At 61.0% G+C, this 24,677-nt stretch carries 24 protein-coding genes and 1 other RNA gene; 4 read left to right on the top strand and 21 right to left on the bottom strand.

The features are described 5' to 3' along the window. The 5 genes from ABM428_RS06450 to ABM428_RS06430 all read right to left on the bottom strand — a co-directional run bounded on the left by ABM428_RS06450 (window position 1) and on the right by ABM428_RS06430 (window position 4,988). Window positions 1–1,185 carry a choline transporter gene (locus ABM428_RS06450; RefSeq protein ID WP_005852309.1) on the bottom strand — a complete coding sequence of 395 codons (1,185 nt, stop codon included), beginning with the start codon at window positions 1,183–1,185 and terminating at the stop codon, window positions 1–3. A 63-nt stretch (window positions 1,186–1,248) separates the two neighbouring features. Then, on the bottom strand, window positions 1,249–2,757 hold the full coding sequence (gene betC, locus ABM428_RS06445; protein ID WP_037943766.1) for a choline-sulfatase: 1,509 nt from the start codon (window positions 2,755–2,757) through the stop codon (window positions 1,249–1,251). Further along, window positions 2,754–3,329, bottom strand: a complete 576-nt coding sequence (betI, locus tag ABM428_RS06440) for a choline-responsive transcriptional repressor BetI (RefSeq protein ID WP_037943764.1) — start codon at window positions 3,327–3,329, stop codon at window positions 2,754–2,756. The genes betC and betI overlap by 4 nt, the downstream gene beginning before the upstream one ends. Window positions 3,330–3,451: 122 nt before the next feature. Further along, window positions 3,452–4,354: a DMT family transporter gene (locus tag ABM428_RS06435; RefSeq protein ID WP_005852306.1), complete on the bottom strand. Its 903-nt coding sequence runs from the start codon at window positions 4,352–4,354 to the stop codon at window positions 3,452–3,454. Window positions 4,355–4,391: 37 nt separating this feature from the next. After that, entirely contained in the window at window positions 4,392–4,988 is a 597-nt protein-coding gene (locus ABM428_RS06430; protein WP_009826496.1) for a LysE/ArgO family amino acid transporter, read from the bottom strand. 200 nt (window positions 4,989–5,188) lie between these two features. Here ABM428_RS06430 and ABM428_RS06425 point away from each other — a divergent pair, with 200 nt between their 5' ends. Continuing rightward, window positions 5,189–5,428, top strand: a complete 240-nt coding sequence (locus ABM428_RS06425) for a hypothetical protein (protein ID WP_005852304.1) — start codon at window positions 5,189–5,191, stop codon at window positions 5,426–5,428. A gap of 142 nt (window positions 5,429–5,570) precedes the next feature. On the opposite strand, the gene ABM428_RS06420 is transcribed toward ABM428_RS06425, so the two are convergent. After that, entirely contained in the window at window positions 5,571–6,311 is a 741-nt protein-coding gene (locus tag ABM428_RS06420) for a YebC/PmpR family DNA-binding transcriptional regulator (RefSeq protein WP_005852303.1), read from the bottom strand. 170 nt (window positions 6,312–6,481) lie between these two features. Here ABM428_RS06420 and ABM428_RS06415 point away from each other — a divergent pair, with 170 nt between their 5' ends. After that, entirely contained in the window at window positions 6,482–8,254 is a 1,773-nt protein-coding gene (locus tag ABM428_RS06415; protein WP_037943760.1) for an SLC13 family permease, read from the top strand. Window positions 8,255–8,333: 79 nt separating this feature from the next. Here the strand turns inward: ABM428_RS06415 and ABM428_RS06410 are convergent, their stop codons facing one another. The 4 genes from ABM428_RS06410 to mgtE all read right to left on the bottom strand — a co-directional run bounded on the left by ABM428_RS06410 (window position 8,334) and on the right by mgtE (window position 13,108). Next, window positions 8,334–10,106 carry an SLC13 family permease gene (locus tag ABM428_RS06410; RefSeq protein ID WP_009826493.1) on the bottom strand — a complete coding sequence of 591 codons (1,773 nt, stop codon included), beginning with the start codon at window positions 10,104–10,106 and terminating at the stop codon, window positions 8,334–8,336. Between the two features lie 151 nt (window positions 10,107–10,257). Then, window positions 10,258–11,070 (bottom strand): TIGR00282 family metallophosphoesterase, encoded by an 813-nt coding sequence (locus ABM428_RS06405; RefSeq protein WP_009826492.1) that lies wholly within the window; start codon window positions 11,068–11,070, stop codon window positions 10,258–10,260. A gap of 77 nt (window positions 11,071–11,147) precedes the next feature. Next, window positions 11,148–11,699, bottom strand: coding sequence for a 5-formyltetrahydrofolate cyclo-ligase (locus tag ABM428_RS06400; protein ID WP_348348661.1), 552 nt, complete (start codon window positions 11,697–11,699; stop codon window positions 11,148–11,150). A 5-nt stretch (window positions 11,700–11,704) separates the two neighbouring features. Then, window positions 11,705–13,108 (bottom strand): magnesium transporter, encoded by a 1,404-nt coding sequence (gene mgtE, locus ABM428_RS06395; RefSeq protein WP_005852296.1) that lies wholly within the window; start codon window positions 13,106–13,108, stop codon window positions 11,705–11,707. A 117-nt stretch (window positions 13,109–13,225) separates the two neighbouring features. On the opposite strand from mgtE, the gene guaD reads away from it, so the two are divergent. After that, the gene (guaD, locus tag ABM428_RS06390) at window positions 13,226–14,518 is read left to right on the top strand and encodes a guanine deaminase (protein WP_132996904.1); all 1,293 of its coding nucleotides are present in this window, start codon (window positions 13,226–13,228) and stop codon (window positions 14,516–14,518) included. A gap of 81 nt (window positions 14,519–14,599) precedes the next feature. Here the strand turns inward: guaD and ABM428_RS06385 are convergent, their stop codons facing one another. The 4 genes from ABM428_RS06385 to ABM428_RS06370 form a co-directional block, all read right to left on the bottom strand. Further along, window positions 14,600–15,034: a CAP domain-containing protein gene (locus ABM428_RS06385; RefSeq protein WP_132996905.1), complete on the bottom strand. Its 435-nt coding sequence runs from the start codon at window positions 15,032–15,034 to the stop codon at window positions 14,600–14,602. A gap of 68 nt (window positions 15,035–15,102) precedes the next feature. Further along, the gene (locus ABM428_RS06380) at window positions 15,103–16,443 is read right to left on the bottom strand and encodes an 8-oxoguanine deaminase (RefSeq protein ID WP_184582642.1); all 1,341 of its coding nucleotides are present in this window, start codon (window positions 16,441–16,443) and stop codon (window positions 15,103–15,105) included. After that, entirely contained in the window at window positions 16,440–17,234 is a 795-nt protein-coding gene (gene hisN / locus ABM428_RS06375; RefSeq protein ID WP_132996907.1) for a histidinol-phosphatase, read from the bottom strand. The genes ABM428_RS06380 and hisN overlap by 4 nt, the downstream gene beginning before the upstream one ends. 69 nt (window positions 17,235–17,303) lie before the next feature. Continuing rightward, a complete protein-coding gene (locus tag ABM428_RS06370; RefSeq protein ID WP_132996908.1) occupies window positions 17,304–17,678 on the bottom strand; it encodes a helix-turn-helix domain-containing protein in 375 nt (124 codons plus the stop codon). A gap of 859 nt (window positions 17,679–18,537) precedes the next feature. Here ABM428_RS06370 and ABM428_RS06365 point away from each other — a divergent pair. Then, entirely contained in the window at window positions 18,538–19,314 is a 777-nt protein-coding gene (locus tag ABM428_RS06365; RefSeq protein ID WP_005852283.1) for a Bax inhibitor-1/YccA family protein, read from the top strand. 332 nt (window positions 19,315–19,646) lie between these two features. Here the strand turns inward: ABM428_RS06365 and ABM428_RS06360 are convergent, their stop codons facing one another. From ABM428_RS06360 to gatC, 7 genes are all read right to left on the bottom strand, one after another. Next, entirely contained in the window at window positions 19,647–20,336 is a 690-nt protein-coding gene (locus tag ABM428_RS06360) for a VIT1/CCC1 transporter family protein (protein WP_132996909.1), read from the bottom strand. Between the two features lie 127 nt (window positions 20,337–20,463). Then, the gene (gene rpmG, locus ABM428_RS06355; protein WP_005852281.1) at window positions 20,464–20,631 is read right to left on the bottom strand and encodes a 50S ribosomal protein L33; all 168 of its coding nucleotides are present in this window, start codon (window positions 20,629–20,631) and stop codon (window positions 20,464–20,466) included. Between the two features lie 181 nt (window positions 20,632–20,812). Then, an RNA gene (gene rnpB, locus ABM428_RS06350) (RNase P RNA component class A) lies at window positions 20,813–21,224 on the bottom strand. Window positions 21,225–21,324: 100 nt separating this feature from the next. Beyond that, window positions 21,325–21,993 carry an N-acetylmuramoyl-L-alanine amidase gene (locus ABM428_RS06345; RefSeq protein WP_353628301.1) on the bottom strand — a complete coding sequence of 223 codons (669 nt, stop codon included), beginning with the start codon at window positions 21,991–21,993 and terminating at the stop codon, window positions 21,325–21,327. A 5-nt stretch (window positions 21,994–21,998) separates the two neighbouring features. Then, on the bottom strand, window positions 21,999–22,745 hold the full coding sequence (locus ABM428_RS06340) for a hypothetical protein (RefSeq protein WP_074635520.1): 747 nt from the start codon (window positions 22,743–22,745) through the stop codon (window positions 21,999–22,001). Between the two features lie 38 nt (window positions 22,746–22,783). Continuing rightward, entirely contained in the window at window positions 22,784–24,271 is a 1,488-nt protein-coding gene (gene gatA, locus ABM428_RS06335; RefSeq protein ID WP_064217402.1) for an Asp-tRNA(Asn)/Glu-tRNA(Gln) amidotransferase subunit GatA, read from the bottom strand. Continuing rightward, a complete protein-coding gene (gene gatC / locus ABM428_RS06330; RefSeq protein WP_005852277.1) occupies window positions 24,271–24,558 on the bottom strand; it encodes an Asp-tRNA(Asn)/Glu-tRNA(Gln) amidotransferase subunit GatC in 288 nt (95 codons plus the stop codon). Before gatC ends, gatA begins: the two co-directional genes overlap by 1 nt. Between the last annotated feature and the right edge of the window lie 119 nt (window positions 24,559–24,677).

The raw sequence follows: 24,677 nt of genomic DNA, 5'->3' as shown, positions 1-24,677 counted from the left end.
TTATTCGGCCGGGATATTGGCGTTGCCATCCAGCCCGTGCAGGTGACGGCGTTTGACAAAGAACATATAGCCAAGCGCCAGCAGGTAGATGCCGATCACGATGGTCCCGACCCACTGGATCTGCAGCCATTGGCTTTGGAACAGCAGGGTCAGCACAAACAGGCCGATGGCGTTGGCCAGCACGTAAGACACCGTGCCAAAGCGTTCGGTCGTGAAGTTGAGGTTATCGGTGTAGAGCCGGATCAGACTGTCGAAAGAGTTGATCACGAACACGATGCCCACGATGGTCATGGCCCAATTCGGGAAGCCCGCGGTGCCGATGCCGTTCAGGTGGTAGTAATACAGCACCGAGAACCACAAGCCCAAGGGGATCGACGGGAACACCAGCAAGGACGCCAGCAGTTGCCATGTCTTCAGCCCGCCGACAAAGCGGCTGACGAACTGCCCGATCATGATCGACCAGGCGAACCACCAGAACAGGTAGAATTCGTGGTAATCCGTCAGCGGGATGATGAACTTGTGGATATTCGCGAAATAGCCGCCAAGGTTGCTGGCGCTAGAGGCAAATTCGCCCAATCCCATGCCGGCGTTCAGCCACATGTAAGCGATCAGCGCCAGAAACAGCAGGGTCGAGCTGACCGACAGCACACGCACGAACTTCAGATCGGTGGAGCTGAAAGCCGCAATCAGGATCACGAGGAAGCAGATCAGGTAGAAGACCGGCAGGATCGTCTCTCCGTCGCCGACCTCGGCGATGTAATAGGGCATATAGATCAGGAACAACGCACCGGTGAAGGCACAGGTGGTGATGATGACGATGTTGTTCAGCAGTTTGATCGCGGGGATCTCGAAGAACTTCACCCGCGGCTCGATAGCGCAGAAATAGAAGGTCGTCAGGAAGTAGAACGTCCAGATCAGAAAGCCCCAGAACCCGAATTCAAGCGCCAGCGGGTTGGTGAACCCGTAGGCTGGCTCGGTCGCCGTATCCGCATAAAGCGGAAAGTCGAAGGCCAGCGGGAACATGATCAGCCCCACGTCCAGCCCCGACGTGAAGAGGATCGCGATAAAGGTGAACAGCGGCACCGGCGTCACGCCGGTCAGCGGCAGGTTCCACCACTTGATCGTACAGAAAATAGTTAAGCCCAAAGCCAGTATGACCCCGAACGAAATGATGGTCGTTAACATTGTGTCCCTCCGTGTTGGGGGTGCATTATTGGTTTGGTTGCCCGCACCCCTTGGGCAGTCGTTCTATTCGCCGCGCGGAAAACGTTTGTTCTCTTCCAGCACGTTCAGATCCATGTGGTTGCGCATGTATTGCTCTGACGCATTGCGCAGCGGCTGGTGATCCCACGGATAGTACCCGCCCTTGCGCAGCGCCTCGTAGACGACCCAGCGGCGGGCCTGGCTTTTGCGCACATCGGCATCGAAGGCGGCCAGATCCCAACGGGCGTCGGCCTTGGCCGACAGGGTCAGCCGCGTGCCCTGATGGGCAGGTTCTTCGGCAAGGTTGGTCAGCTCGTGCGGATCGGTTTCCAGATCGAACAGTTGGTCAGGATCAAGGGCGCAGCGGTTGAACTTCCACTTGCCGTAGCGCAGTGAGACCATCGGCGCGTAAGACGCCTCTGCCGCGTATTCCATCGCAACGGGTTCGGTGCGTTCCACCCCCTGCCCCATGGGCACCAGCGATTGCCCCGTGGTCCATTCCATCACCTCGTCCATGGACACGCCTGCCAGATCACAGACGGTGGGGCACACGTCGATATTGCTGACCGGCGTGGTCTGCAAACCGGGTGCCATCTGCGGGGCGGCGATCATCATCGGGACGCGGGACGACCCTTCAAAAAAGCTCATCTTGAACCAGAGCCCCCGCTCGCCCAGCATATCGCCGTGGTCCGAGCAGAAGACGATGATCGCCTCTTGGCGCGTGTCTTCTAGCGTTTGCAGGATCTCACCGATCTTGTCGTCAAGATAGCTGATGTTGGCAAAGTAAGCCTGACGCGAACGTTTGATGTCGCGTTCGGTGATGTCGAAACTGCGCCAATCGTTCGCGTCAAAGATACGTTTCGAATGGTTGTCCTGATTTTCATACCCCAGATCGGGCACCTCGGGCAGCAGGTGGTCGCAATCGTTGTACAGATCCCAGTACTTCTTGCGTGCGACATAGGGGTCATGGGGGTGTGTAAAGCTGGCGGTCAGACACCACGGGCGCGGATCCAGACCGCGGGACAGGTCGTAAATCTTGCGCGTCGCCTCATAGGCCACGGCGTCGTCATATTCCATCTGGTTGCTGGTTTCCGCCACACCTGCGCCGGTCACCGACCCCATATTGTGATACCACCAGTCAATGCGTTCCCCCGGCTTGCGGTAGTCCGGCGTCCAGCCGAAATCGGCGGGGTAGATATCGGTGGTCAGGCGTTCCTCGAACCCGTGCAACTGATCGGGGCCGACGAAATGCATCTTGCCCGACAGGCAGGTCTGATAGCCCGCACGCCGCAGATGGTGGGCGTATGTTGGCACGCTCGACGCGAACTCTGCCGCGTTGTCATAGACGCCCGTAGCCGACGGAAGTTGCCCCGACATGAACGCCGCCCGCCCCGGCGCGCACAGCGGGCTGGCGGTATAGGCGTTCTTGAAGCGCGTCGACCGCGCCGCCAGCTTTTTGAGGTTCGGGGCATGCAGCCAGTCAGCTGGGCCGTCGGGAAACAGCGTGCCGTTCAACTGGTCGACCATCAGGATCAGGATATTGGGCTGGGTCATTCTTTGGTCTCCACAAGCATATGAAGCACCGACAAGGCGCGGTCACTGGCGGCGCGGGCGCTGCCCTCGTCCGACAAGGCGGCACGCAGGTAAAGCCCGTCGATCAGGGCGGCCAGCGTATCGGCATCCCCTGCCGGATCATCCGAGATCGGGCGCAGCGCATAGGTCAGGTTCGACCGCAGCCGCTTTTGATACACCACCAGCAAACGGTAGGTTTCGGTATTGGTCCGCGAGGAGGCATAGAGCGTCATCCAGGCGCTGACCGTTGCCGGATCGAAATAGCTTTCGTCAAAGCTCGCGCGGATAATCGCCTCGGCCCGTCCCAGCGGGGATTTGTTCAGACGCAGCTCGCGGCGGACCTCGGCGCTGTATTCCGTCAGGATATAGCGCATGGCCGCCAGAAAGATCTGGTCCTTACCGCCAAAATAGTGATGCGCCAGCGCCGAGGACATCCCCGCGCGGCGCGCGATCTGGCCGACCGTCACATCCAGTGACTGGGCAGCACCGATTTCGGCAATCGTCGCTTTGACCAAGGCGTCGCGTCGAATAGGCTCCATTCCGACTTTGGGCATAAAGAATCCTTAGTGGTTTGATAGCGTCTGGCCATCAAACCTACGTTCATTGACTGACAAGTCAATAAAAACCTGAGAGCGGATCAACTCAGGGTATAGTCATTTTCCAGCCGGCGGCGTCGCTAGAATTTCGTCGCCGGCGTAGCGGGGGTAATCTGACGTTTCAGCATCGCCTCGCGCCATGTGATAAAGGTCACCGACCCCAGGATCACCGCCCCGCCAAGAACGACCCAGATATCAATGGGTTCAGCAAAAACGACAGCACCTAGCGCCGTGGCCCAGACCAGTTGCAGGAAGGTCACCGGCTGGGTCACCGTCAGCGGTGCCGCGGCAAAAGCCAGCGTCATGGTATAGTGGCCTGCGGTTGCAAAACAGGCGACAGCGGCGAGGATTCCGATCTCTTCCCACGTGGGGGTGATCCAGTTGGCAAGCGCGAAGGGGGCCAGAAACAGCGTCACGAACAGCGACATCATCGCGACGACGACCGACGGGCGCACCTCATCCGCAAGCACCTTGGCCAGCAGATAGGCCCCGCCAAACACCACCGCTGCGATCAGCATCGCGAAATGCCCGCCGGTCAGCTCTCGAAACCCCGGTCGCAGGATGATCGCGGCCCCGACGAGCCCCAGCACGACCGCAATGATCCGGCGCAGGGCCAAGCTCTCGCCCAGAAACAGCGCGGCCCCGATGGTGACATAGATCGGCGCAAGATAGTTCATCGCCGTCACCTCGGCGATAGAGATACGGGTCATGGCGTAGAACCACAGGATAACGCCCACCCCATGCAGCCCGCCGCGTACCGAAAAAAGCGCCCATTGGCGGCGCGACAGCTTCGCCTCGCGCAGCGCGCCAATCGCGGGCAGCAGGAACACCAAGCCAAAGCCATAACGGATAAAAGCAGCTTCGGAGGACGGCAGGCGCGGGCCCATATGTTTGACCAAGGCGGTCACGCAAATGAAACACAGGCCGGTCACGACCATCCAGAAGATACCGGTGACGGGGCGTTGGGGATGTGCAGTTGTCATGGGCGCAACATTCCCCAACCCTTCCCCAAGGGCAAGGTCACATCAGCAGAAGTTTCAAGGCAATTGCCCACATGGTCAGCGCAATCACACCATCCAGAATTTGCCAGCTGCGCGGCTTGCTGAAGAACGGCCCCAACAGGCGCGCGCCGTAGCCCAGGCTGAAAAAGAAAACAAAGCTCGCCGTGACCGCACCTGCCCCGAAGGCAAGGCGGCTGTCATATTGCGCGGCGATAGACCCCAGCAGCACGACGGTATCAAGATAGACATGCGGGTTCAGCCAGGTCAGCGCGAGCAGGGTCAGGATCGTGCGGCGCAGGCTGGTTTGCGCGGCCCCGTCAGCGGCGAGCGCATGTCCGCCCTGCCAAGCCGATCGCGCATTCTGGAAGCCGTACCAGATCAGGAACGCCGCCCCGCCGTAGCGCATCAGTGTTTCGAACCACGGCACCGCCGTGGCCAGCGCACCGAACCCCGCCACCCCTGCGGCGATCAGCACGGCATCCGACAAGGCGCAGGTCAGGCAGACCCAAAAGACATGCTGCAACCGCAAGCCTTGGCGCAAGACAAAGGCATTCTGCGCGCCGATGGCCAGAATCAAGGTCAAGCCCAAGGCAAAGCCGGGAAAGAAGGCGGTCATATGTCAAAAGCTCCGTCGGGAATCTGGGCCGGTCTCGGGCAAGATGCACCGCCGGACCCCACCCAAAAATAAATTTTCATCCCCTGCAACCCCAACTTTATTGTTGCGGCCGCGAAACATTTGCGTGATTGGGCCCGTTACTACTAGCGAACCACAGATACAGCGCCTATCTGACCCGCATACAACCAAGGAATAATGTCATGTTCGACGACAAACAGAAGCTGGAAATCAGCCAAGATGAATTGGCGCTTATCGAAGCAGCCCTGCACACACAGTCCAAGATCCTGAGCGTTCAGGCAAGCGCAGGCGGATCAAAGGCCCTCGGGCACCTGAACGAGGTCAAACGCGTCCTCGCCTCTATCTCGCAGCAACGCGTGCGCGACACCACGGCCAAACCGGCCTGGGGTGGTCTTTTTCGCATGGCGCGCCTTTTGGGATAAATTCGGCCCCAAACGCTGACACAAAAAAACCGCCCCGCTGCTAAGCCAGGGCGGTTTTTTTGTGTCTCGCGGGCGCGTGACGCACCCGCCCCTGCCAAAGCAAAGCCCCGCCGCGACGTGGGTCGCTGGCGGGGCGTAAATGTTACAGCTGCTCCATCACCTCGTCAGAGGCTTCGAAGTTCGCGGTGACCCGCTGCACGTCGTCGTCGTCTTCCAGGGCGTCGATCAGCTTCATCAGCTTTTCCATCCCTTCCAGATCCATTTCGGTCGTGGTGGTCGGACGCCAGACCAGCTTGGTGCTGTCGGATTCGCCCAACTCGGCCTCCAGCGCGGTGCTGACATCGTTCAGGTCGGTATCCATGCACCAGATCACATGCCCGTCATCCGAGCTTTCGACGTCTTCCGCGCCCGCTTCGATGGCGGCCATCATCACGGTGTCGGCATCGCCAACGCTGGCGGGATAGGTGATTTCGCCCTTACGGTCGAACATGAAGCCGACGCTGCCTGTCTCGCCCAGATTGCCACCGTTCTTGGTGAAGGTGGACCGCACGGTCGACGCGGTGCGGTTGCGGTTGTCGGTCATCGCCTCGACGATGACGGCAACACCATTGGGGCCGTAGCCTTCATAGCGGATTTCTTCGTAATCCTCGCCCTCGCCGCCGACGGCTTTCTTGATCGCGCGTTCGATGTTGTCCTTGGGCATGGACTGACCCTTGGCCTCTTTCACCGCCAGACGCAGACGCGGATTCTTGTCCGGATCGGGTTCGCCCATCTTCGCCGCGATGGTGATTTCTTTGGAGAGCTTGGAAAACACCTTGGCGCGCAGTTTGTCCTGACGGCCCTTACGGTGCTGGATATTTGCCCATTTTGAGTGACCTGCCATGGTGACCTCACATGCTAAAATTCTCGGTTGGCTCTCTATACGGCAGCCCACGCGCCTGAACAAGCCACCGCGCACGACCGCGCACGCGGGCGGTATGGCCGGGTTTGGGGCAGACAGGCGCGCGGGCGGCTGCTAGGGCTTTGGTCGCAGTTCACGCAAGGTACGCCCACATGACCACCGATCAAATCATCCTGTTCACCCTGTTTGCCGCCGTGTTCGGCATGCTCTTGTGGGGGCGGTTCCGCTATGACCTTGTCGCCTTTGCCGCGCTGATGGTTGCCGTGGTCCTGGGTGTGGTCGACAGCAAGGATGCCTTTGCGGGCTTTGGTCACCCTGCGACGCTGGTGGTCGCGCTAGTGCTGATCGTATCGGCGGGGCTGACGCGGTCTGGCGCGGTGTTGCTGATCACCCGCACGCTAGTCGATGCCTCGCGTAGCCTTGGCGGGCATATCACGCTGATGGGGGTCATCGGCGGGGTGCTGTCAGCCTTCATGAACAACGTCGCGGCCCTCGCGCTGCTGATGCCGGTCGACATCCAGACCGCCCGTAAAGCGGGTCGGTCACCGGGGTTGAGCCTGATGCCGCTGAGCTTTGCCACGATCCTTGGCGGCATGGCGACGCTGATCGGGACGCCGCCCAATATCATCATCGCCTCGATCCGACAGGAATCCCTTGGCGAACCGTTTCGCATGTTCGATTTCGCCCCTGTGGGCGGGATTGCAGCGGCGGCGGGGCTGGCCTTTGTCGCGCTGATCGGCTGGCGTTTTATCCCGCAGCGCGAAAACAACGTGCTGGGCCCCGAAGACCTGTCCCCCTATCTGGCAGAGCTGACAATTCCTGAAGGCAATGCCCAGATTGGCAAACGTCTGGCAGAGCTTCAGGACGCTGCCGAGAAGGCCGATGTCGCCATGCTGGGGGTGATCCGGGACGGCAAGCGCCGCTACGGCCAGTCACGCAACCTGCCCCTGCGCGCAGGCGACGCGCTGGTGCTTGAGGCAACACCCGACGCGCTGGACGAATTTCGCAGCACGCTGGACCTGCATGTCGCAGACGCCGACCGCGAAGACCGCCTGCGCGCCGATGGCGAAGGGGTCGAGATCATCGAGGTCGTGGTCACCAGCGATTCCCGTCTGAACGGCCGGTCGGCTCAGGCGGTTGGCCTGTCGTGGCGGCAGCGCTCCGTGCTGCTGGGGGTATCGCGGCGCGGCAAACGCATCACCTCGCAACTGCGCAAGACCGAGCTGCAGGTGGGGGATATTCTGCTGCTGCTCGTGCCCCGCGATACCGCGTCCCATGTGGTCGAATGGCTGGGCGTGCTGCCCCTTGCTGACCGCGGGTTGGCAGTGACCGAAAACCACAAGGTCTGGCTGGCGATCGGCCTGTTTGGCGGCGCGGTCACGGCGGCGAGCTTTGGGTTGATCTACCTGCCCGTCGCCCTGGGGCTGGTCGTCATCGCCTATGTGCTGGCGCGGATCGTCCCGCTGTCGGAGCTGTACACCCATATCGAATGGCCGGTCGTCGTCTTGCTGGGGTCTATGATCCCGCTGGGGGCGGCGCTCGAAAGCTCTGGCGGGACGGAGCTGATTGCCGGTGCGCTTGTCGGATTAACCCAAGGGCTGCCCGCATGGGTGGTGCTGACGGTGCTGATGCTGGTCACCATGACCCTGTCGGATGTGCTGAATAACACCGCCACCACCATCGTCGCCGCCCCCGTGGGCATCCAGATGGCGGCAAGCCTTGATGTCTCGCCCGACCCGTTCCTGATGGCGGTCGCCGTCGCCGCATCAAGCGCGTTCCTGACGCCCATCGGGCATAAGAACAACACGCTGATCCTTGGTCCCGGGGGCTATAGCTTTGGCGATTACTGGCGCATGGGCCTGCCGCTCGAGATCATCGTCGTCGCGGTGTCCATTCCGGCTATTCTGGTCTTCTGGCCGCTTTAGAGGCAGAGCCAAGGAAAGGAGCCGGGGGCCAGCCCCCGGACCCCCGGGATTTTTGCCATTTGGAAGCGCGGGTCCGGCGCTACCAGAAGAGCGGGATCATCATGGAGACGAGCAGCGACATCGACAGGTTGAGCGGAATGCCGATGCGCATGAAGTCGGTGAAACGGTAGCCGCCCGGCCCATAGACCAGCGTGTTGGTCTGGTAGCCGATGGGGGTTGCAAAGGCGCAAGACGCCGCGATCATCACCGCCACGACCAAGGGGCGCGGGTCCATGCCAAGTGCGGACCCCAGGCTGATGGCAATCGGTGTCATGATCACCGCCACCGCGTTGTTCGACACGATCTCTGTCAGGGTTGTCGTCAGCAGGAACACCGCGAAGATCACATAGAAAGGCGACAGCGTGCCGAGGAAGGGTGCGATATTGTCAACGATTAGGCTGATCGCGCCGGAGTTTTGTAACCCTGCCCCGACCGCAAGCATCGAGAAGATCAGTGCCAGCAGCCGGCCATCGACAAAGCTGAAGGCCTCTTCCGCGTCGATACAGCCCGTGACCAGGACCAGCGCCACGGCCAGCACGGCCAGCAGCAGGATCGGCGCGACGTTCAGCGCGGCCAAGACCACGATCCCCACCAGCGCCGCGATGGCGATCGGGGCATGCCCCCGCCGGAAGGCCCGTGCCGACGGCTGCGAGACGTCGACCATATCCATATCCGAGGCAAGGCGCTGGATATCCTCCATCGCGCCTTCTAGCAGCAGCGTGTCACCGACCTTGACGATGAGGTCGTCAAGCTGGCGACCGATGTTCTGGTTCCGCCGGTGTACCGCCAAAGGGTACACCCCATAGCGTCGGCGCAGACGCAGCGCCCCGAGCGTGCGGCCCACCATCTTGCAGCCCGGCGTGATCAACACCTCTACGGTCGAGGTTTCCACCGCCGACACCTGATCGACGCGCTTGAGCTCTTTATTCGCCTGAAGGCTGAGCAGTTCCGTCATCTGGGTCCGCAGAACCACACGGTCACCGACCCGCAGTTCGACACTGGCCAGATCGCGGCGCAACGACTGATCCCCGCGCACCACGTCGATCAGCCGCACGCCTTCGCGTTTGAATAGCTGCACGTCAAGCACCTCGCGCCCGATCAGGTTGGAGTCGGGCGGGATCACGGCTTCGGTGAAGAACTTCATCTTGGAGCGGTCGGACAGCATATTCGCCATACTGTCGCGCGCGGGCAGCAGTTTGGGCGCGAAGACGGCCATATAGATCAGGCCCCAGGCGCAGACGACCAGACCGATGGGCAGGATTTCGAAAATTCCAAACGGCTCTAGCCCTTGCGACCGTGCGACACCGTCCACCAGAAGGTTGGTCGAGGTCCCGATCAGCGTCAGGGAGCCGCCCATGATCGCCGCATAGCTCAGCGGGATCAGCAGTTTGGAGGCTTTGGTGCCAAGCGTCTGGCTGAGCTGCACCACGACCGGAATCATCACCACCACCACAGGCGTGTTGTTCATCACCGCCGAGGCCGCCATGACCGCCACGATCACGCCCACCACCGCCGTTTTCGGATGCGTCTTGGCATAGCGTTCAGCCATGCGCGTCAGCACATCCAGCGCGCCCGTGCGCACCAGCGCGCCCATCACGATGAACATCGCGGCAATGGTCCAGGGGGCAGAGTTCTGCAGCACCGCCTGCGCATCGTCATAGGGCAAGATGCCAAGCGCCAGCATGATGGCCGCCCCTGACAGGGCCACGACCTCGGTCGGGAGGGATTCGCGCAGAAACATGACGAACATGATCACAACGACGGTCAATGCCAGGATGGCAGAGGTGCTATCCGACAGGTTTAGAAAGTCCATTCAGGTATATCCGGCCTTGGGCAGATGAAAATCAAACTGCAGTGTCGTTGATTGCAACGTCCACGGCAAGCGTCGCCTTGGGGCAAGCGTCAGATGCGCCTGCCCTGCGCTATTCCGGATACGGGTCTAAAGCGCGCCAGCCGCAACGCGGTCAGGGCGCGCTTTGCTGCAACTTGCCGCCCTGACGCACGGGCACGATACGGGTCGCCTTGCCGGTGCGGTCGTCGGTTTCGATATAGACGCCGGAGAGGGTCGCTTCCTCGTTGGCGGGGGTGAAGCGGTCTTTGGGCATGCCGGTGATGAAGCGGCGCAAAGGCTCTGTTTTCTCCATCCCGATCACCGAATGGTAATCGCCGCTCATGCCTGCATCTGTCAGATAGGCCGTCCCGCCCGGCAGGATCATCGCGTCAGACGTGGGCACATGGGTATGCGTGCCCACAACAAGGCTGGCGCGGCCATCACACCAATGCCCCATCGCCATCTTTTCCGACGTCGCCTCGCAGTGCATATCGACAATCACCGCCGATGCCATGCCGCCCAGAGGGTGGGTCTTGAGCACGGGTTCAAGCGCCGAGAACGGATCGTCAAAGGGGCGTTTCATAAAGACCTGACCAAGCGCCTGGGTGACCAGCACCTTGCGCCCGTTCTTGGCGGTGAACAGGCGCGCGCCCTTGCCCGGTGCGTTTTTCGAAAAATTCAGCGGCCGGATGACACGCGGCTCCTGCTCGATAAAACTCAGCATGTCTTTTTGGTCAAAGGCGTGGTCGCCCAGGGTCAGACAATCGGCCCCTGCGTCCAGCAGCGTTTTGGCGTGGCTGCCAGACAGCCCCATGCCAGAGGTGGCGTTTTCACCGTTCACCACCACAAAATCCAGCTTCCATTCCGTCCGCAAACGGGGAAGGTTTTCGCTGATTGCGCGGCGGCCCGCGCGGCCCATGACATCGCCGAGGAAGAGTATTTTCATGCCCCAAGCGTTAGGCTGCGCAGCGCCCGAGGGCAAGGGGCGGAGCTGCGGTTTTTGCGCGCGGGGTGCGGGCGCGCCTAGGCGATCTCGATCACGCCCGTCTCTGTCACGATCAGATCAAGCGGCTGGTCGGTGGGTTCAAGCGGCAGATCGTCAACCTCTTGCCCCGCAAAGGCAAAACCGATCGCCAAGGTCGCCCGCCGCTCACGCAACTGTTCCAGCGTGCGGTCATAAAACCCGCCGCCATACCCCAGACGCCCACCAGCGCGGTTGAACGCCAGCAGGGGTACGATCACGATTTCAGGGTCAAAGAAATCCTCGACAGCGGGGATCTGAGCGCCAAAGGCACCGTCCACCAACGGGGTATCCGGGGTCCAGCGCGAAAACCGCAAAGGCTGCGCCGCCCCCATGATCACCGGCACGCCTACGGGGCCGTGGGCCGCCGCCTCGGCCATGGCGGGGCGCGGGTCAATCTCTGTGCGTATGGGTAAAAAACCGGACAGCGGGACGCCGCGATACCCCGCGAGCACTTCGCTCAGATAGCCGGCTTGCGCGGCGTTGGCACCATCAAACAGCGGCTTGCGACGGGCAAAGGCCGCCTTGCGCGCTGCCGCCTTGACCGCCGCCATATCCTTCACAGCAAGACCGCCGCCGCCAGCCCCAGAAAGGCGAAGAAGCCTACGACATCCGTCACCGTGGTCACAAAAGCACCAGAGGCAAGGGCCGGATCCACGCCAAAACGTTCCAGCAGGATCGGGATGCCCGTCCCCGCAAGCCCCGCCACGACCATATTGATCACCATCGCCGTCGCGATCACATAGCCAAGCGCGGGTGACCCGAACCACAGGATCCCGACGATCCCCATGATGATCGCGAAAATCAGGCCATTCACCAGCCCCACAAGACATTCACGTCGGATCACGCGCCAGACGTTCGATCCGGTCAAATCCCGGGTCGCGATGGCGCGCACGGCCACGGTCAGACTTTGCGTACCGGCATTCCCCCCCATAGAGGCCACGATGGGCATCAACACCGCCAACGCCACGATCTGCGCGATCGCTGCCTCGAACTGCGAAATCACCATAGAGGCCGCGATGGCCGTCACCAGGTTCACCGCCAGCCAGGGCAACCGCTGCTTGGTTGTCTCGATCACACGGTCAGACAGCGACCCTTCGCCAACACCGGCCAGACGCAGGATGTCTTCTTCGTGTTCCTCGTCCAGCACCGACATGGCGTCATCAATGGTGATCACCCCGATCAAACGCCCCTCGTCATCGACAACGGGCGCAGAGATCAGGTGATACTGGTTGAACGCATAGGCGACATCGCCCTCATCTCGCAGGGCGGGAATGACCTGAAACGTATCCTCCAGAATGTCGCGCATGGGGGTGGCGCGTTTGGACCGCATCAGCTTGCCAAGGGTGACATTGCCCACAGGGTGCAACCGCGGATCGACCATGACAATGTGATAGAACTGGTCCGGCAGGTCTTCCTCGGGCGTGGCGCGCAGGTGATCAATCGCCTCGCCCACGGTCCAGTGTTCGGGGGCCATCACGACTTCGCGCTGCATCAAACGACCAGCGGAATATTCGGGATAGGTCAGCGCCTGTTCGACAGCGACCCGGTCCGCGTCTTCCAGGGCCCCCAGAATGGTCTCGGCCTGCGCATCCTCAAGGTCTTCGATCAGATCGACAACATCATCGCTGTCCATGTCGCGCACGGCGTCCGACAGCACCTCGGGCGTCAGAATCGCAACGACTTCCTCGCGGATCGATTCGTCGAGCTCCGACAGAATCTCGCCATCGAACTCGCGGTCATAGAGCCGGATCAGCTTGGTCCGTTCAAAGGCGCTGATCTGTTCCAGAAGGTCGGCGATGTCGGCCGCGTGCAGCGGCTCCATCAGTTCTGTCAGCTTGGCGGCGTCATCGATTTCCACCGCATAGAGAATGGACGCCACGGCCTTCTTGTTCAGCCGATATGCCTCGCCTTCATCCTCGGCGTCGGGGGAGAGTTCAAGTTCCTGTGCGTCGTCAACCATGGCTGCCCCCACTTGCGATTTTGCGCAGACCATAAGCGTGCCACAGCGCGGATACAATGGCGCGAAACCCTGCGCTATCGGATTGTCGGCACGGCGGGCTGCGGTTAGACAGGCGGCATGAAAACACAAACACTCCTCCTCGGCCAAACGCTCCGGTTTACGGGCAATCCCCTCTCTGACCCGTGGGAGGAGACGGTTCATATCGACAGCGACGGTGGCGTGCTGATTGAGGGCGCGCAGATCAAGGCCGTGGGCCGCGCCGACGACCTGCGCAAGGCGCACCCGCAGGCAAGGGTGCAGGACTATGGCGACCGGCTGATCTGCCCGGGGTTTGTGGACGCCCATGTGCATTATCCGCAGACCGCCATCATCGCGAGCTGGGGCAAACGGCTGATTGACTGGCTCAACAGCTATACCTTCCCCGAGGAAATGCGCCTGTCAGACCCCGCCTATGCCCGCGACATCGCCGGGCGCTATCTGGATCTGACCCTGACCAACGGCACGACCACTGTCTGCTCTTTCGCCACCATCGCCCCCACCAGCGTCGACGCGATATTCGACGCGGCAGCAGAGCGTGGTCAGCGGATCGTGGCGGGCAAGACCTGTATGGACCGCAACGCCCCCGACGGGCTGCGCGATACGGCGCAATCGGCCTATGACGACAGCAAGATGCTGATCGACCGCTGGCACGGCAAAGGCCGCGCCAGCTATGCGATTACGCCCCGTTTCACGCCGACCTCGACGCCGGAGCAACTCGCGGCCCTGGGTGCGCTCTGGACGGAGCGCCCCGACTGCCTGATGCAGACGCACCTGAGCGAACAGATCGACGAGATTGCTTGGGTCCAAGACCTTGTCCCCCACGCCCGCGATTATCTGGACACCTACGAGGAACACGGGCTGGTGCGTGATCGCGCCGTCTTTGGCCATGCCATCCACCTGACCCCGCGCGAGATCGACCGCCTTGCCGACAGCGGCGCATCGGTGGTGCATTGTCCCACTTCGAACACCTTCATCGGATCGGGACTGTTCGACATGGCGCATATCGCCGCGCAGCAGATACCGATTGGCTTGGCCACGGACACCGGCGGCGGATCGTCGTTCTCGATGCTGCGCACAATGGCTGCGGCCTATGAGATCGGCCAACTGCGCGGCACCCCCACCCATGCGGCGCAGTTGATGTGGCTTGCCACCGCCGGCTCTGCCCGCAGCCTGCATCTGCACGAAAAGATCGGCACACTCGCCGAAGGCTTCGAGGCCGATATCACCGTGCTCGACCTCGCCTCCACCCCCGCGATCAAGCAGCGCAGCGACAATGCGCACAGCATATGGGATCAGCTTTTCGCCACAATCATGATGGGCGACGACCGCGCCATCAGCGACGTCTGGGTCAACGGGGTGCGCCGAGGCTGACGCCAGCCTCCTTCATTTTGCCTTTAAACTCCCCGCGGCGCGTCCCGTAGGCGCGCCTTGCGAGACGGCTTCGGGCCCATCCTAACAGGGTGCGGCCAGAACCATTGCCCAAATCCGGTCCGGCCCCTGAAACAGGCCAAAACCCGTGGCATTCCGGCTCATCATATTGCGATAATGCGGTGCCGACTGCGCCCATCCCCGCATGACCTGCGTCAGATCCCCCTGCCCCTTGGCAAGATTCTCGGCCACATAGCACCAGCGATAGCCCTGCGCCCGCACCCGATCACCAGCACCAGACCCATCGCGCCCCGTGTGCGCGAAATATCCGTGCCGCGCCATGTCCAGCGCATGTGCCCGTGCGGCGGCCTCTAGCCGCGGTGCATAGGACAGCGGGGCCACCCCCTGCTGCGCGCGCATGGCATTCAACATCTGAACCGCCTGTGGGTCAGCGCGCAAAGGCGATATCGCGGCAATCAACAGAGCCACGGCCAAAGCCAGCCTTCGCAGAATATTCATACCGTCAACTCCCCCCGCCTTCGCGCTACCCGCGCCTCTACTTCCTCCCAAGACCGAGGCACGCGTGTTTATATCGCGTCCCGCAGCGCCCGCGCGAGCTTGTTTTGCTGCGCGATCTGCGCGGGCAAATCTATGGTCACGACCTGCCCGTCCCGCACGACGCTGCGCCCTTCAACAAGCAAATCGCGGACCGTTGTCGGCCCCGCAAGCAACAGTGCCGCAGGATCCCAGCTCCCGGCGCTTTCAATCCCGCTCACGTCCCAGATGGCGATGTCTGCCCGCGCCCCCACTTCGATCCGCCCGCATTCGGGGCGGCCCAAGATGTCTGCACCGCCGCGCGTGGCAATCTCGAGCGCTTCGCGTGCGCTCATCGCATCCGCCCCGCCAGCAACGCGCTGCAAAAGCATCGCCTGCCGAGCCTCTGCGACAAGATTACCGGCGTCATTGCTTGCGGATCCATCGACCCCGAGCCCCACGGGAACCCCGGCATCTCGCATCGCACGAAGGGGCGCGATCCCCGAGCCCAAGCGGCAGTTCGAACAGGGGCAATGTGCAACGCCAGTCTTGGTCTGCGCGAATAACGCGATCTCGCTCGGGTCGAGCTTCACGCAATGGGCATGCCAGACATCGGGCCCGACCCAGCCCAGATCCTGCGCATATTGACCCGGACGACAGCCGAATTGCGCCAATGAATAGGCGATATCCTCGTCGTTCTCGGCAAGATGCGTATGCAGCATCACGCCTTTGTCCCGCGCCAACAGCGCTGCGTCCCGCATCAGGTCACGACTTACCGAGAAGGGCGAACAGGGCGCGATGCCAACCCGACACATGGAAGAGGCCGATGGGTCGTGAAAACCGTCGATCACACGAATGCAATCCTCCAGTATCGCAGCCTCGCGTTCCACCAAAGCATCAGGTGGCAACCCACCGTCGCTTTCCCCGATGCTCATCGCGCCGCGCGTGGGCTGAAACCGCATCCCGATCTCTGCCGCGGCGTGTATTGTATCCTCCAACCGGCTGCCGTTCGGATACATATACAGGTGGTCCGAGCTTAACGTGCAGCCGGACAAGGCAAGCTCTGCCAACCCCACCTGAGCCGAGACATACATGTGATCCGGCGTAAACCGCGCCCAGATCGGATAAAGCGTTTTAAGCCAGCCAAACAGCAGCGCGTCCTGCCCCCCCGGCACCGCCCGCGTCAGACTCTGATAAAGGTGGTGATGGGTGTTCACCAACCCTGGCGTCACAACGCACCCTGATGCTTCTATCACCTCCCCTTCAGTTGTCAGGTTTTGTCCCACCGCCACGACAACCCCATCGCGCAGCAAAACATCAGCCGATACCAATTCGCGCCGCGTCTCATCCATCGTCAAAAGATAATCAGCGTTGCGTATCAGCAGTTCGGTCATATCGGACAATTCCTAACAAACTCTAAAGCTTCGGCGTGAATATCGGCATTGGCCGCCGCGATAGCGCGTCCCCCATGATGGGCGGGGCCGCCATCCCAGTCGGTAACGATGCCACCGGCGGCCTGGACAAGGGCGATTGGTGCTTGAATATCATAGGGTTGCAGGCCCGCTTCGATGACCAGATCGACCTGCCCCGAGGCCACCAAAGCATAAGCATAGCAATCCATCCCAAAGCGCGCCAAACGCGCATGTCGCGCCACCTCGGCAAAGGCGGCCCCTTCGGATGCCGTCCCGACTTCTGGGAAAGTAGTGAAAACGGTCGCCTGTGACAGTGCACGCGCCCCCCGCGTCCGTAGTGGATGAACGCCAGACGGGCCCGACACCTCTGCTTGGCCGCTATGCCCAACAAAACGCTCGCGAATATAGGGCTGGTCGATGATCCCGAAAAACGGCCCATCCGCATTGCTGACCGCGATCAACACGCCCCAGGTCGGCGTGCCGGAGACAAAACCCCGCGTGCCGTCAATGGGGTCCAAAACCCAGGTGAGCCCGGAGGTCCCTTCCGCGATACCATATTCTTCGCCTAGGATGGCGTCGTTGGGGCGTTCGCGCGCCAAGATATCGCGCATGGCCCGTTCGGCCGCACGATCGGCTTCAGTGACGGGATCATAGCCCGACTGGAATTTGTTGTCCGCAATCAGATCTGCTTGACGAAAATGCGGAAGTATCGCGGCACGGGCGGCGTCCGCCAGCAAATGGCCCACACGCAATATATCGGGATCGGAGTGCATATTTGGTATCATAGCTACCGATCTGACACTTTCGCCAGATCCTTGCAAGATAACACTTCCCGCTAAAGGTTAAGCAACATCACTGAGGACACGCGCCAATTCGAACAGGCGGCGACGCTGGTTTTCGGGGATCGCATAGTAAGAGCGGATCAAATCCATCGCCTCTTTATCTCCGCTCAGATCGGCGGGGATATTGTCCAAGGCCTTTTCGGGTTGAGGCTTTTCGGCTTCCAGACCTTCAAAGAAATGGGCGACGTCCACGTTCAGGGCAAAGGCGATGTCCCAAAGTCTGGACGCGCTGACACGGTTTGCACCGGTTTCATACTTTTGGATTTGCTGGAATTTTATGCCAACAAGTTCTGCTAAGCGCTGCTGTGTCATGCCTGTCAGCCAACGGCGTTGCCGTATTCGCTGACCAACATGAACATCTACTTTATGAGGCATCACGATCTTCTTTCTAACTCAGCGCCCATAATTTCGACGCTTGTATTTGTGGAGAGGAAGTGACCAATTCACGTGGTCATTTCCGACAAAACGTGCTACTTGCAAATATACTCACTATGCGCAAATAAAATGAAAATGGACATACGTTCAGTTATCATTCCAATCAGCGCCAGCACTTAATCAAGCGTTGTTTCTGCGAGAAAAATACCCCTTATACGCGAATTGAACGTAGCAAGCGTTCGGGAACTCGCAAAACTTTTTACCTGAGCCGAGCACCATAAATTCGCCGCAATGCTGTGTGTCAGCATTTCCAACACATTGAGACCTGCCCCTCTCACGCTCAAGAATACCATATTTGTCAGTAAGATAGCCCCGTCCCTCAGCTTCGCCACTACATTCTGCGCGGGTGCGCGATGTTTTGCTCACGGCACCCAAATACCGCCTGATTAGCGCAAATAACGAAAACGTTACGGCACAATTGCGCATATCACGGGGAAGAATCATCCTTTTCATGGGCAAAAGGCTTGCAGTCTAAACCTTAAAATACCGTTCAGAGCCGCGAGAACGACGCAGCAAAGCGCCGCGACGCAAAATTCGCAAACGCGTTAGGCAAATCTTCATATCCCTTCTTTAGCTCATTCATCACGGACACGCAGATGAGCAACCGAAAGGCTGCGTGTTCCGACGGAAGAAATGCCTATGTTGCGCCACATTTGGCAAAGCAAAACGCCAATAGTGCCCGCTGCGCTAGAATTGGATGCGAAAGCTCTTGAAAACAAAGACGTGTGTGCCGATATTTGACCCAATACCGAGGTCGGAGAACCGACTTTGCAACACGTCTATTATTTGGAGGATATTCATGGCCGACGTGAACACAATCCGGTCTGCGGCCGGATCCCGCGCCGCCGCTATCGATGAAGGGCTGCGCACCCATATGAATAAGGTGTATGGCACCATGTCGATTGGCATGTTGATCACCTTTGCAGCGGCTTGGGCCATTTCCGGCCTGGCCGTGACGACCGATCCTTCCGGCGCGGTTGCGCAGATTGGCACGGACAAATACCTGACCTCCTTCGGCTCTGCGCTGTATATGTCGCCGCTGAAATGGGTCGTGATGTTTGCACCGTTGGCGTTTGTCTTCGGCTTGGGTGCCGCGATGAATAAAATCTCGGCCGCGACTGCGCAGACATTGTTCTATGTTTTCGCTGCCGTCATGGGCGTTTCGATCAGCTCGATCTTTCTGGTCTTTACGGGCTATTCCATCATCCAGATTTTCTTGATCACCTCGATCGCTTTCGCGGGCCTCTCGCTGTGGGGCTACACCACGAAAAAGGATATCTCCGGCTGGGGTAGCTTCCTGATCATGGGCGTCATTGGCTTGGTTGTTGCGTCGATCGTGAACATCTTCCTCGCCTCCCCTGCCCTTGTGTTCGCGATCTCGGCTATTGGTGTTCTGATTTTCGCTGGCCTCACCGCCTATGACACGCAGAACATCAAGAACACTTACTTGGCGCACGCACATCACGGTGACCAAGAATGGCTGCAGAAGTCCGGTATCATGGGCGCGTTGAGCCTGTACCTGAACTTCATCAACATGTTCATGATGTTGCTGCAATTGTTCGGCAACCGCGAATAACAGACTTCCCCACGACGCGGGGAATACCTAAGAACGAGCGCCCATCGACATCCGTTCGGTGGGCGCTTTCTTTTGTCCTAGGTGTGATCACAACCGTCGGCCCGACTACCTAATCTGCCCGCGACGCTTCCGTATAACTGCGATCCCCCTTAAGCAGTCCGTTCAGTGACATTCGGTTCTACAAGCGTGCCGACACGACCTTGCGACTGTACGTCTTCCAGTCGGGCGCGCAGAAAAGCACCCCCGCAGAGGAGCGAACCTCCTCTTGAAATGCTCACAGAAGTGATGATTTCAAAGGTCTCAGCTTAGGCGCCAGCTCACCCCCGACCAAGCTAAACCGCAACGTGGAAAGCTTGCCCCAACGCAGCGGTCACGGCCATCGCAAGCGCGCCCCAGACCACCGCACGGATAATCGCCGAACGCATGGGCGCACCGCCAAGCCGTGCACCGCCGCCGCCAAGCAGTGCCAGAGCGAGCACAGCGGTCACGGCAATCGCGATCAAAGCGTATCCGGCAGAGGCGACAAGTGCTGCGATCAACGGAAAGGCCCCACCCAGAGCGAAGGCAAGCGCGGAGGCCCCGGCGGCCTGCAGCGGATTCGCCTGCCCTGCCAGGCCAAACATACCGAGCTCCTCGCGCGCATGCGCACCAAGAGCGTCGTGGTCGGTCATCTGCGTGGCAACCTTGACGGCGAGCGCGGCGTCGACGCCGCGGTTCTCCAACCCTTCGGCAAGCTCTTCCAACTCGTAGTCCGGGTCTTCCTCCAGCGCGATACGCTCACGCTCCAGATCGGCGGCTTCCACATCGGCCTGCGCCGAGACAGAGACATACTCCCCCGCGGCCATGGACAGTGCGCCCGCGGTCAATCCGGCGAAACCGGTCAGGGCGACATTTCCGTTCGCCATCCCCGCCGAGGTAACGCCGACCAGAAGGCTAGAGATGGAAACAATCCCGTCATTCGCCCCCAGTACAGCGGCGCGTAACCAGTTGCTCCGGTTGATGTAATGGCCTTCTTTGGGCATTGCCCGTCTCCTTGCGATCACATCCGGTACTTAGCCGCGACAGCAGGACTGTTCCCATGTCCGAGGTAGAAAAACGCAAAAGGCCGCGCACGAGGCGCGGCCTTCATATCGCGTCGACGGTAAGATCTTACTTGATCTTGCCTTCTTTGTATTCAACGTGCTTACGAATAACGGGGTCGTACTTTTTGATGACCATTTTCTCGGTCATGGTACGTGCGTTTTTCTTGGTTACGTAGAAATGGCCTGTGCCCGCGGACGAGTTCAGACGGATCTTGATCGTGGTTGGCTTCGCCATAGTCGTTCTCCTGCAACGACGAGCAGGCCGCTGATCGACCGCTCGTGAAATCCTGAGTTTTGGGTTCTAGTCACGCCTGCGCCTGAGTCAACCGCTATTTCCTGCCCATAGCCCAAACGAACCGGAAAAATTGAAGTTTTCCGGACCAAGCCCCCGAAGAACAGGGATAAAGACCATGATTATGCGCGGAAGGCCTATAAGCCGGATTTTGTCCCCGTCTTGCGACAGGGGATGACCATTCCTCTGACCATGCAGTTGCCTGCACAGCTACAGCTGCCAACCCGGACCTGCTGGGGCAGAAGTGGCCCCGCCTTGCCTGTTGCCAGGCGCGACGCGCGGTCCCTATTTGGCATTGCTCCCGGTGGGGCTTGCCTTGCCAGAGATGTTACCACCTCCGCGGTGCGCTCTTACCGCACCGTTTCACCCTTACCTCCCCGGTGGTATCGGTTGCCCGACCCGTCGAAGCGGCGGTCTGTTTTCTGTGGCGCTTTCCGTCGGGTTACCCCGCCCGGGCGTTACCCGGCACCGTTTCTTCTGGGAGTCCGGACTTTCCTCGACCTTGTTGCCAAGACCGCGGCCATCCAGCCTTCCGCGCGCTGCACGCCTAGCGCCTAACTTCAGGTGGGGTCAATCAGTTTCACCCGCCGCGATGCCTTCGGCGAGGATTTTTACCATTTGGAAACCGGTGTGGTGCTAGAGATCATGCCCGAGGGACATATCCGCGGCGCAGAGCGGCCCCTTGCGCCAGGGGGCATACCGCAGACGCGTGCTGTGCAGCAGGAGATCAATATCATCGGTGGCGGTGTAGCCTGCCGCATGTGCCGCCGCGATAAAGGCCGCCGGTGTGGGGTCGGATCCGCGGTCGTTTTCCGCGTACCGACTGCCTTTGCCGGCAAGGTTCTGACGCGCCAGACGTGGCCAATCGAATCGCGGTCCGGGGTCGATCTTGCGCCCAGGGGCCATATCCGAATGGCCGATGACCCCTTCGGGCGGGATCGACCACCGCTCCATGATCCCGCGCAGCAGGGTTTCGAGCGTGACCATCTGCGGTTCCGAGAAGGGGTGATTGCCGCGGTTATCCAGCTCTATCCCGATAGAGCGTGAATTGATGTCATCCTGACCCCGCCACTCCCCCGCTCCGGCATGCCAGGCACGCTGGTCTTCCGGGACAAGTGGTACAGCCTCGCCCTTGCACGTGATCAGATAGTGGGCGGAGACTTCGGCTGCAGGGTCGCAAAGGCGCGCGCAGGCCGCTTCTGCGCTGTCCATCGCGGTATAGTGGAGCACGATCAAAGAGGGCCGCAGCCCGTTGCGGCGCGGCCCATGGTTCGGGGAAAGGTAGCGGTCAGGCGCGTCTGCCATAGGGCCTAGCCCTGCACCCCTTTGCGATAGGGGCTAGGGTCCCAGTTGCAGGCGTATCCGTCGCCGTCAGGGTCCATGCCGGAGCGGTCCTTTTCAGGACCGCCCGCACTGAGGAAGGCGATCTGCGCCTGATCCGGGTGCGAATACTGGGCGCAGGCCCGTGCGAATTTGCGCTGCTTGTTGAACCCCCGACGGGTGTAGATCGGGGTGCCGACCGCGTGATTGTTCTGCAAAGCATAGGCCACGATATTGGGGCCGGCATCGGCGCGATCCGGCAGGGCTTCGGGTTGCACCACACGGTATTGCGCGCGGTTGGCCGCGATGCGGGCCGCGTCGCCTTCGATGCTGCGCTCATCAGCCACGGCGTCAAAGTTGTTCTCTTGCGAAATTCCCCCTGCCCCCAGCACCGGTGGCGCAGGGTTGGACGGGCTGGCGTTCACAGGGGCCACACCCGAATTGGTCGCGGCATCATTGCCAAGCCCACCGGGGCGCGTGGCATCCAGGATGCGTGCCGTTTCCGCAGCCGTCGCCGCAGCGGAGCCATCATCGACAGCGTCCAGCGGCGTGGCGTCCACCGTGGCGGGTGCTGGCATCGTTGCCACCGCCCCGCCTGCCAAAGCTGTATCCCGCTGGGATTGCGCGGCGTCGAACGACCCGTCAAAACCGACACCCCGTCCACTGTCGGGGATTGCGGGCTGGCAGGCCGCCAGGGCGAGCCCCAAGGCTGCAACAATTGAACAACGTATCATCATCGGACCTGCTTTATCTGCTCTGGTTTATCGGCGGGGGTTTACCACCATTTCTGCGGCTTGGCTACAAAGCCCGCCGCCTGCTCCAGCGCATAGGCGGTAGACAGCAGATCGGCCTCTTCCCATGGGCGGCCGATCAGCTGCAAGCCAAGCGGCAGGCCGGTCTCGCTGGTGCCGGTGGGCAATGCGATACCGGGCAGCCCCGCGAGGTTCACGGTGACCGTGAAGACGTCATTCAGATACATCGCCACAGGATCCGTATCCGTCATCTCGCCCAGACCAAAGGCCGCCGAGGGCGTGGTCGGGGTCAGGATGCTGTCGATACCGGCCGCAAAGGCGTCTTCGAAGTCTTTCTTGATCAACGTGCGGACCTTGCGCGCCCGGTTGTAGTAGGCGTCGTAGAAGCCCGCGCTTAGCACATAGGTACCGACCATGACACGGCGCTGCACCTCGGCCCCGAAGCCTTCGGCGCGGGTCTTTTCGTACATCTCGGTGATGCCGTCGCCGTGATCCAGCTTGGCGCGGTGACCATAGCGCACCCCGTCATAGCGCGCGAGGTTCGACGAGGCTTCCGCCGGTGCGATCACGTAGTAGGCAGGCAAGGCGTATTTCGTATGCGGAAGAGAGATATCAACGATCTCGGCCCCGGCATCGCGCAGCATGGCGATACCGTCCTGCCACAGCTTGTCGATCTCGGCAGGGATACCGTCGATGCGGTACTCCCGCGGGATGCCGATCTTTTTGCCACGGATGTCGCCGGTCAAGGCGGCTTCGAAATCAGGAACCGCCAGCTCGGCAGAGGTGCTGTCCTTGGGGTCATACCCCGCCATGGCTCCCAGCATAATCGCCGCATCGCGCACGGTCTTGGTCATCGGGCCCGCCTGATCCAGCGACGAGGCAAAGGCCACGACGCCCCAGCGGGAGCAGCGGCCGTAGGTCGGCTTGATCCCCACGGTGCCGGTAAAGGCCGCAGGCTGGCGGATCGAGCCGCCGGTATCGGTGCCGGTGGCCGCAAGACAAAGATCCGCCGCCACAGCTGCCGCCGACCCACCCGAAGATCCGCCGGGTGTCAGCGCTGTCTCATCGCCCGAACGCCGCCACGGGTTGACGGCATTGCCATACACGGAGGTTTCATTGGACGATCCCATCGCGAATTCATCCATGTTGAGCTTGCCCAGCATGACGGCCCCGCTGTCCAGCAGGTTCTGCGATACGGTGCTTTCATACTCGGGCAAGAAGCCTTCAAGAATGCGCGACGCAGCTTGCGACGGCACCCCTTTGGTGCAGAACAGATCCTTGATACCGATGGGCAGACCACACATGGCAGGGGCATCGCCGGATTTGATCCGCGCATCGGCTGCCTTGGCCTGATCCATCGCCAGATCACCGGTGTGGTGGACAAAAGCGTTCAGCGCGCCCGCGCCTTCGATCGCGCTCAGACATGCCGCCGTCAGCTCGGCCGAGGTCACATCCCCCTTGCGCAGCGCGTCACGTGCATCGGCAAGGCCCAGTTTATTCAGATCAGCCATTATTCAACCACCTTCGGAACCGCAAAAAATCCTTCGCGCGCGTCGGGCGCATTGGCCAGCACCTTGGCCTGTTGGTCGCCATCGCGCACCACGTCCTCGCGCTTTTTCAACACCTGTGGCGTGACTGATGTCATCGGCTCTACCCCGTCGACATCGACTTCGTTCAACTGCTCGATAAAGCCGAGGATATTGTTGAACTCTTGCGCCAGCGCGGGCAAGGCGTCGGGTTCGACCTTGATGCGGGCCAGTTTCGCCACCCGTGCGGCTGTGGACTCGTCAATGGACATGGGCGCTCCTTCATCTGATTGGGTGCCGTTTATCGCCCCCTGCCCGCCCCCGCAAGTCTGGGGGCTGCCTCTGACCCGCAATCGCGCCGGTTGATCCTTCATTTTGCCAAATAAACTCC

The sequence above is a fragment of the Sulfitobacter sp. TCYB15 genome (genome assembly GCF_040435955.1).
GTDB lineage: Bacteria > Pseudomonadota > Alphaproteobacteria > Rhodobacterales > Rhodobacteraceae > Sulfitobacter > Sulfitobacter pontiacus.
This window is presented reverse-complemented; position numbering and strand designations above follow the sequence as displayed.

Coding starts and splice junctions, on each gene's coding strand:
- ABM428_RS06450 (WP_005852309.1), bottom strand. CDS start 1,185: ATGTTAACGACCATCATTTCGTTCGGGGTCATACTGGCTTTGGGCTTA.
- betC (WP_037943766.1), bottom strand. CDS start 2,757: ATGACCCAGCCCAATATCCTGATCCTGATGGTCGACCAGTTGAACGGC.
- betI (WP_037943764.1), bottom strand. CDS start 3,329: ATGCCCAAAGTCGGAATGGAGCCTATTCGACGCGACGCCTTGGTCAAA.
- ABM428_RS06435 (WP_005852306.1), bottom strand. CDS start 4,354: ATGACAACTGCACATCCCCAACGCCCCGTCACCGGTATCTTCTGGATG.
- ABM428_RS06430 (WP_009826496.1), bottom strand. CDS start 4,988: ATGACCGCCTTCTTTCCCGGCTTTGCCTTGGGCTTGACCTTGATTCTG.
- ABM428_RS06425 (WP_005852304.1), top strand. CDS start 5,189: ATGTTCGACGACAAACAGAAGCTGGAAATCAGCCAAGATGAATTGGCG.
- ABM428_RS06420 (WP_005852303.1), bottom strand. CDS start 6,311: ATGGCAGGTCACTCAAAATGGGCAAATATCCAGCACCGTAAGGGCCGT.
- ABM428_RS06415 (WP_037943760.1), top strand. CDS start 6,482: ATGACCACCGATCAAATCATCCTGTTCACCCTGTTTGCCGCCGTGTTC.
- ABM428_RS06410 (WP_009826493.1), bottom strand. CDS start 10,106: ATGGACTTTCTAAACCTGTCGGATAGCACCTCTGCCATCCTGGCATTG.
- ABM428_RS06405 (WP_009826492.1), bottom strand. CDS start 11,070: ATGAAAATACTCTTCCTCGGCGATGTCATGGGCCGCGCGGGCCGCCGC.
- ABM428_RS06400 (WP_348348661.1), bottom strand. CDS start 11,699: ATGGCGGCGGTCAAGGCGGCAGCGCGCAAGGCGGCCTTTGCCCGTCGC.
- mgtE (WP_005852296.1), bottom strand. CDS start 13,108: ATGGTTGACGACGCACAGGAACTTGAACTCTCCCCCGACGCCGAGGAT.
- guaD (WP_132996904.1), top strand. CDS start 13,226: ATGAAAACACAAACACTCCTCCTCGGCCAAACGCTCCGGTTTACGGGC.
- ABM428_RS06385 (WP_132996905.1), bottom strand. CDS start 15,034: ATGAATATTCTGCGAAGGCTGGCTTTGGCCGTGGCTCTGTTGATTGCC.
- ABM428_RS06380 (WP_184582642.1), bottom strand. CDS start 16,443: ATGACCGAACTGCTGATACGCAACGCTGATTATCTTTTGACGATGGAT.
- hisN (WP_132996907.1), bottom strand. CDS start 17,234: ATGCACTCCGATCCCGATATATTGCGTGTGGGCCATTTGCTGGCGGAC.
- ABM428_RS06370 (WP_132996908.1), bottom strand. CDS start 17,678: ATGCCTCATAAAGTAGATGTTCATGTTGGTCAGCGAATACGGCAACGC.
- ABM428_RS06365 (WP_005852283.1), top strand. CDS start 18,538: ATGGCCGACGTGAACACAATCCGGTCTGCGGCCGGATCCCGCGCCGCC.
- ABM428_RS06360 (WP_132996909.1), bottom strand. CDS start 20,336: ATGCCCAAAGAAGGCCATTACATCAACCGGAGCAACTGGTTACGCGCC.
- rpmG (WP_005852281.1), bottom strand. CDS start 20,631: ATGGCGAAGCCAACCACGATCAAGATCCGTCTGAACTCGTCCGCGGGC.
- ABM428_RS06345 (WP_353628301.1), bottom strand. CDS start 21,993: ATGGCAGACGCGCCTGACCGCTACCTTTCCCCGAACCATGGGCCGCGC.
- ABM428_RS06340 (WP_074635520.1), bottom strand. CDS start 22,745: ATGATGATACGTTGTTCAATTGTTGCAGCCTTGGGGCTCGCCCTGGCG.
- gatA (WP_064217402.1), bottom strand. CDS start 24,271: ATGGCTGATCTGAATAAACTGGGCCTTGCCGATGCACGTGACGCGCTG.
- gatC (WP_005852277.1), bottom strand. CDS start 24,558: ATGTCCATTGACGAGTCCACAGCCGCACGGGTGGCGAAACTGGCCCGC.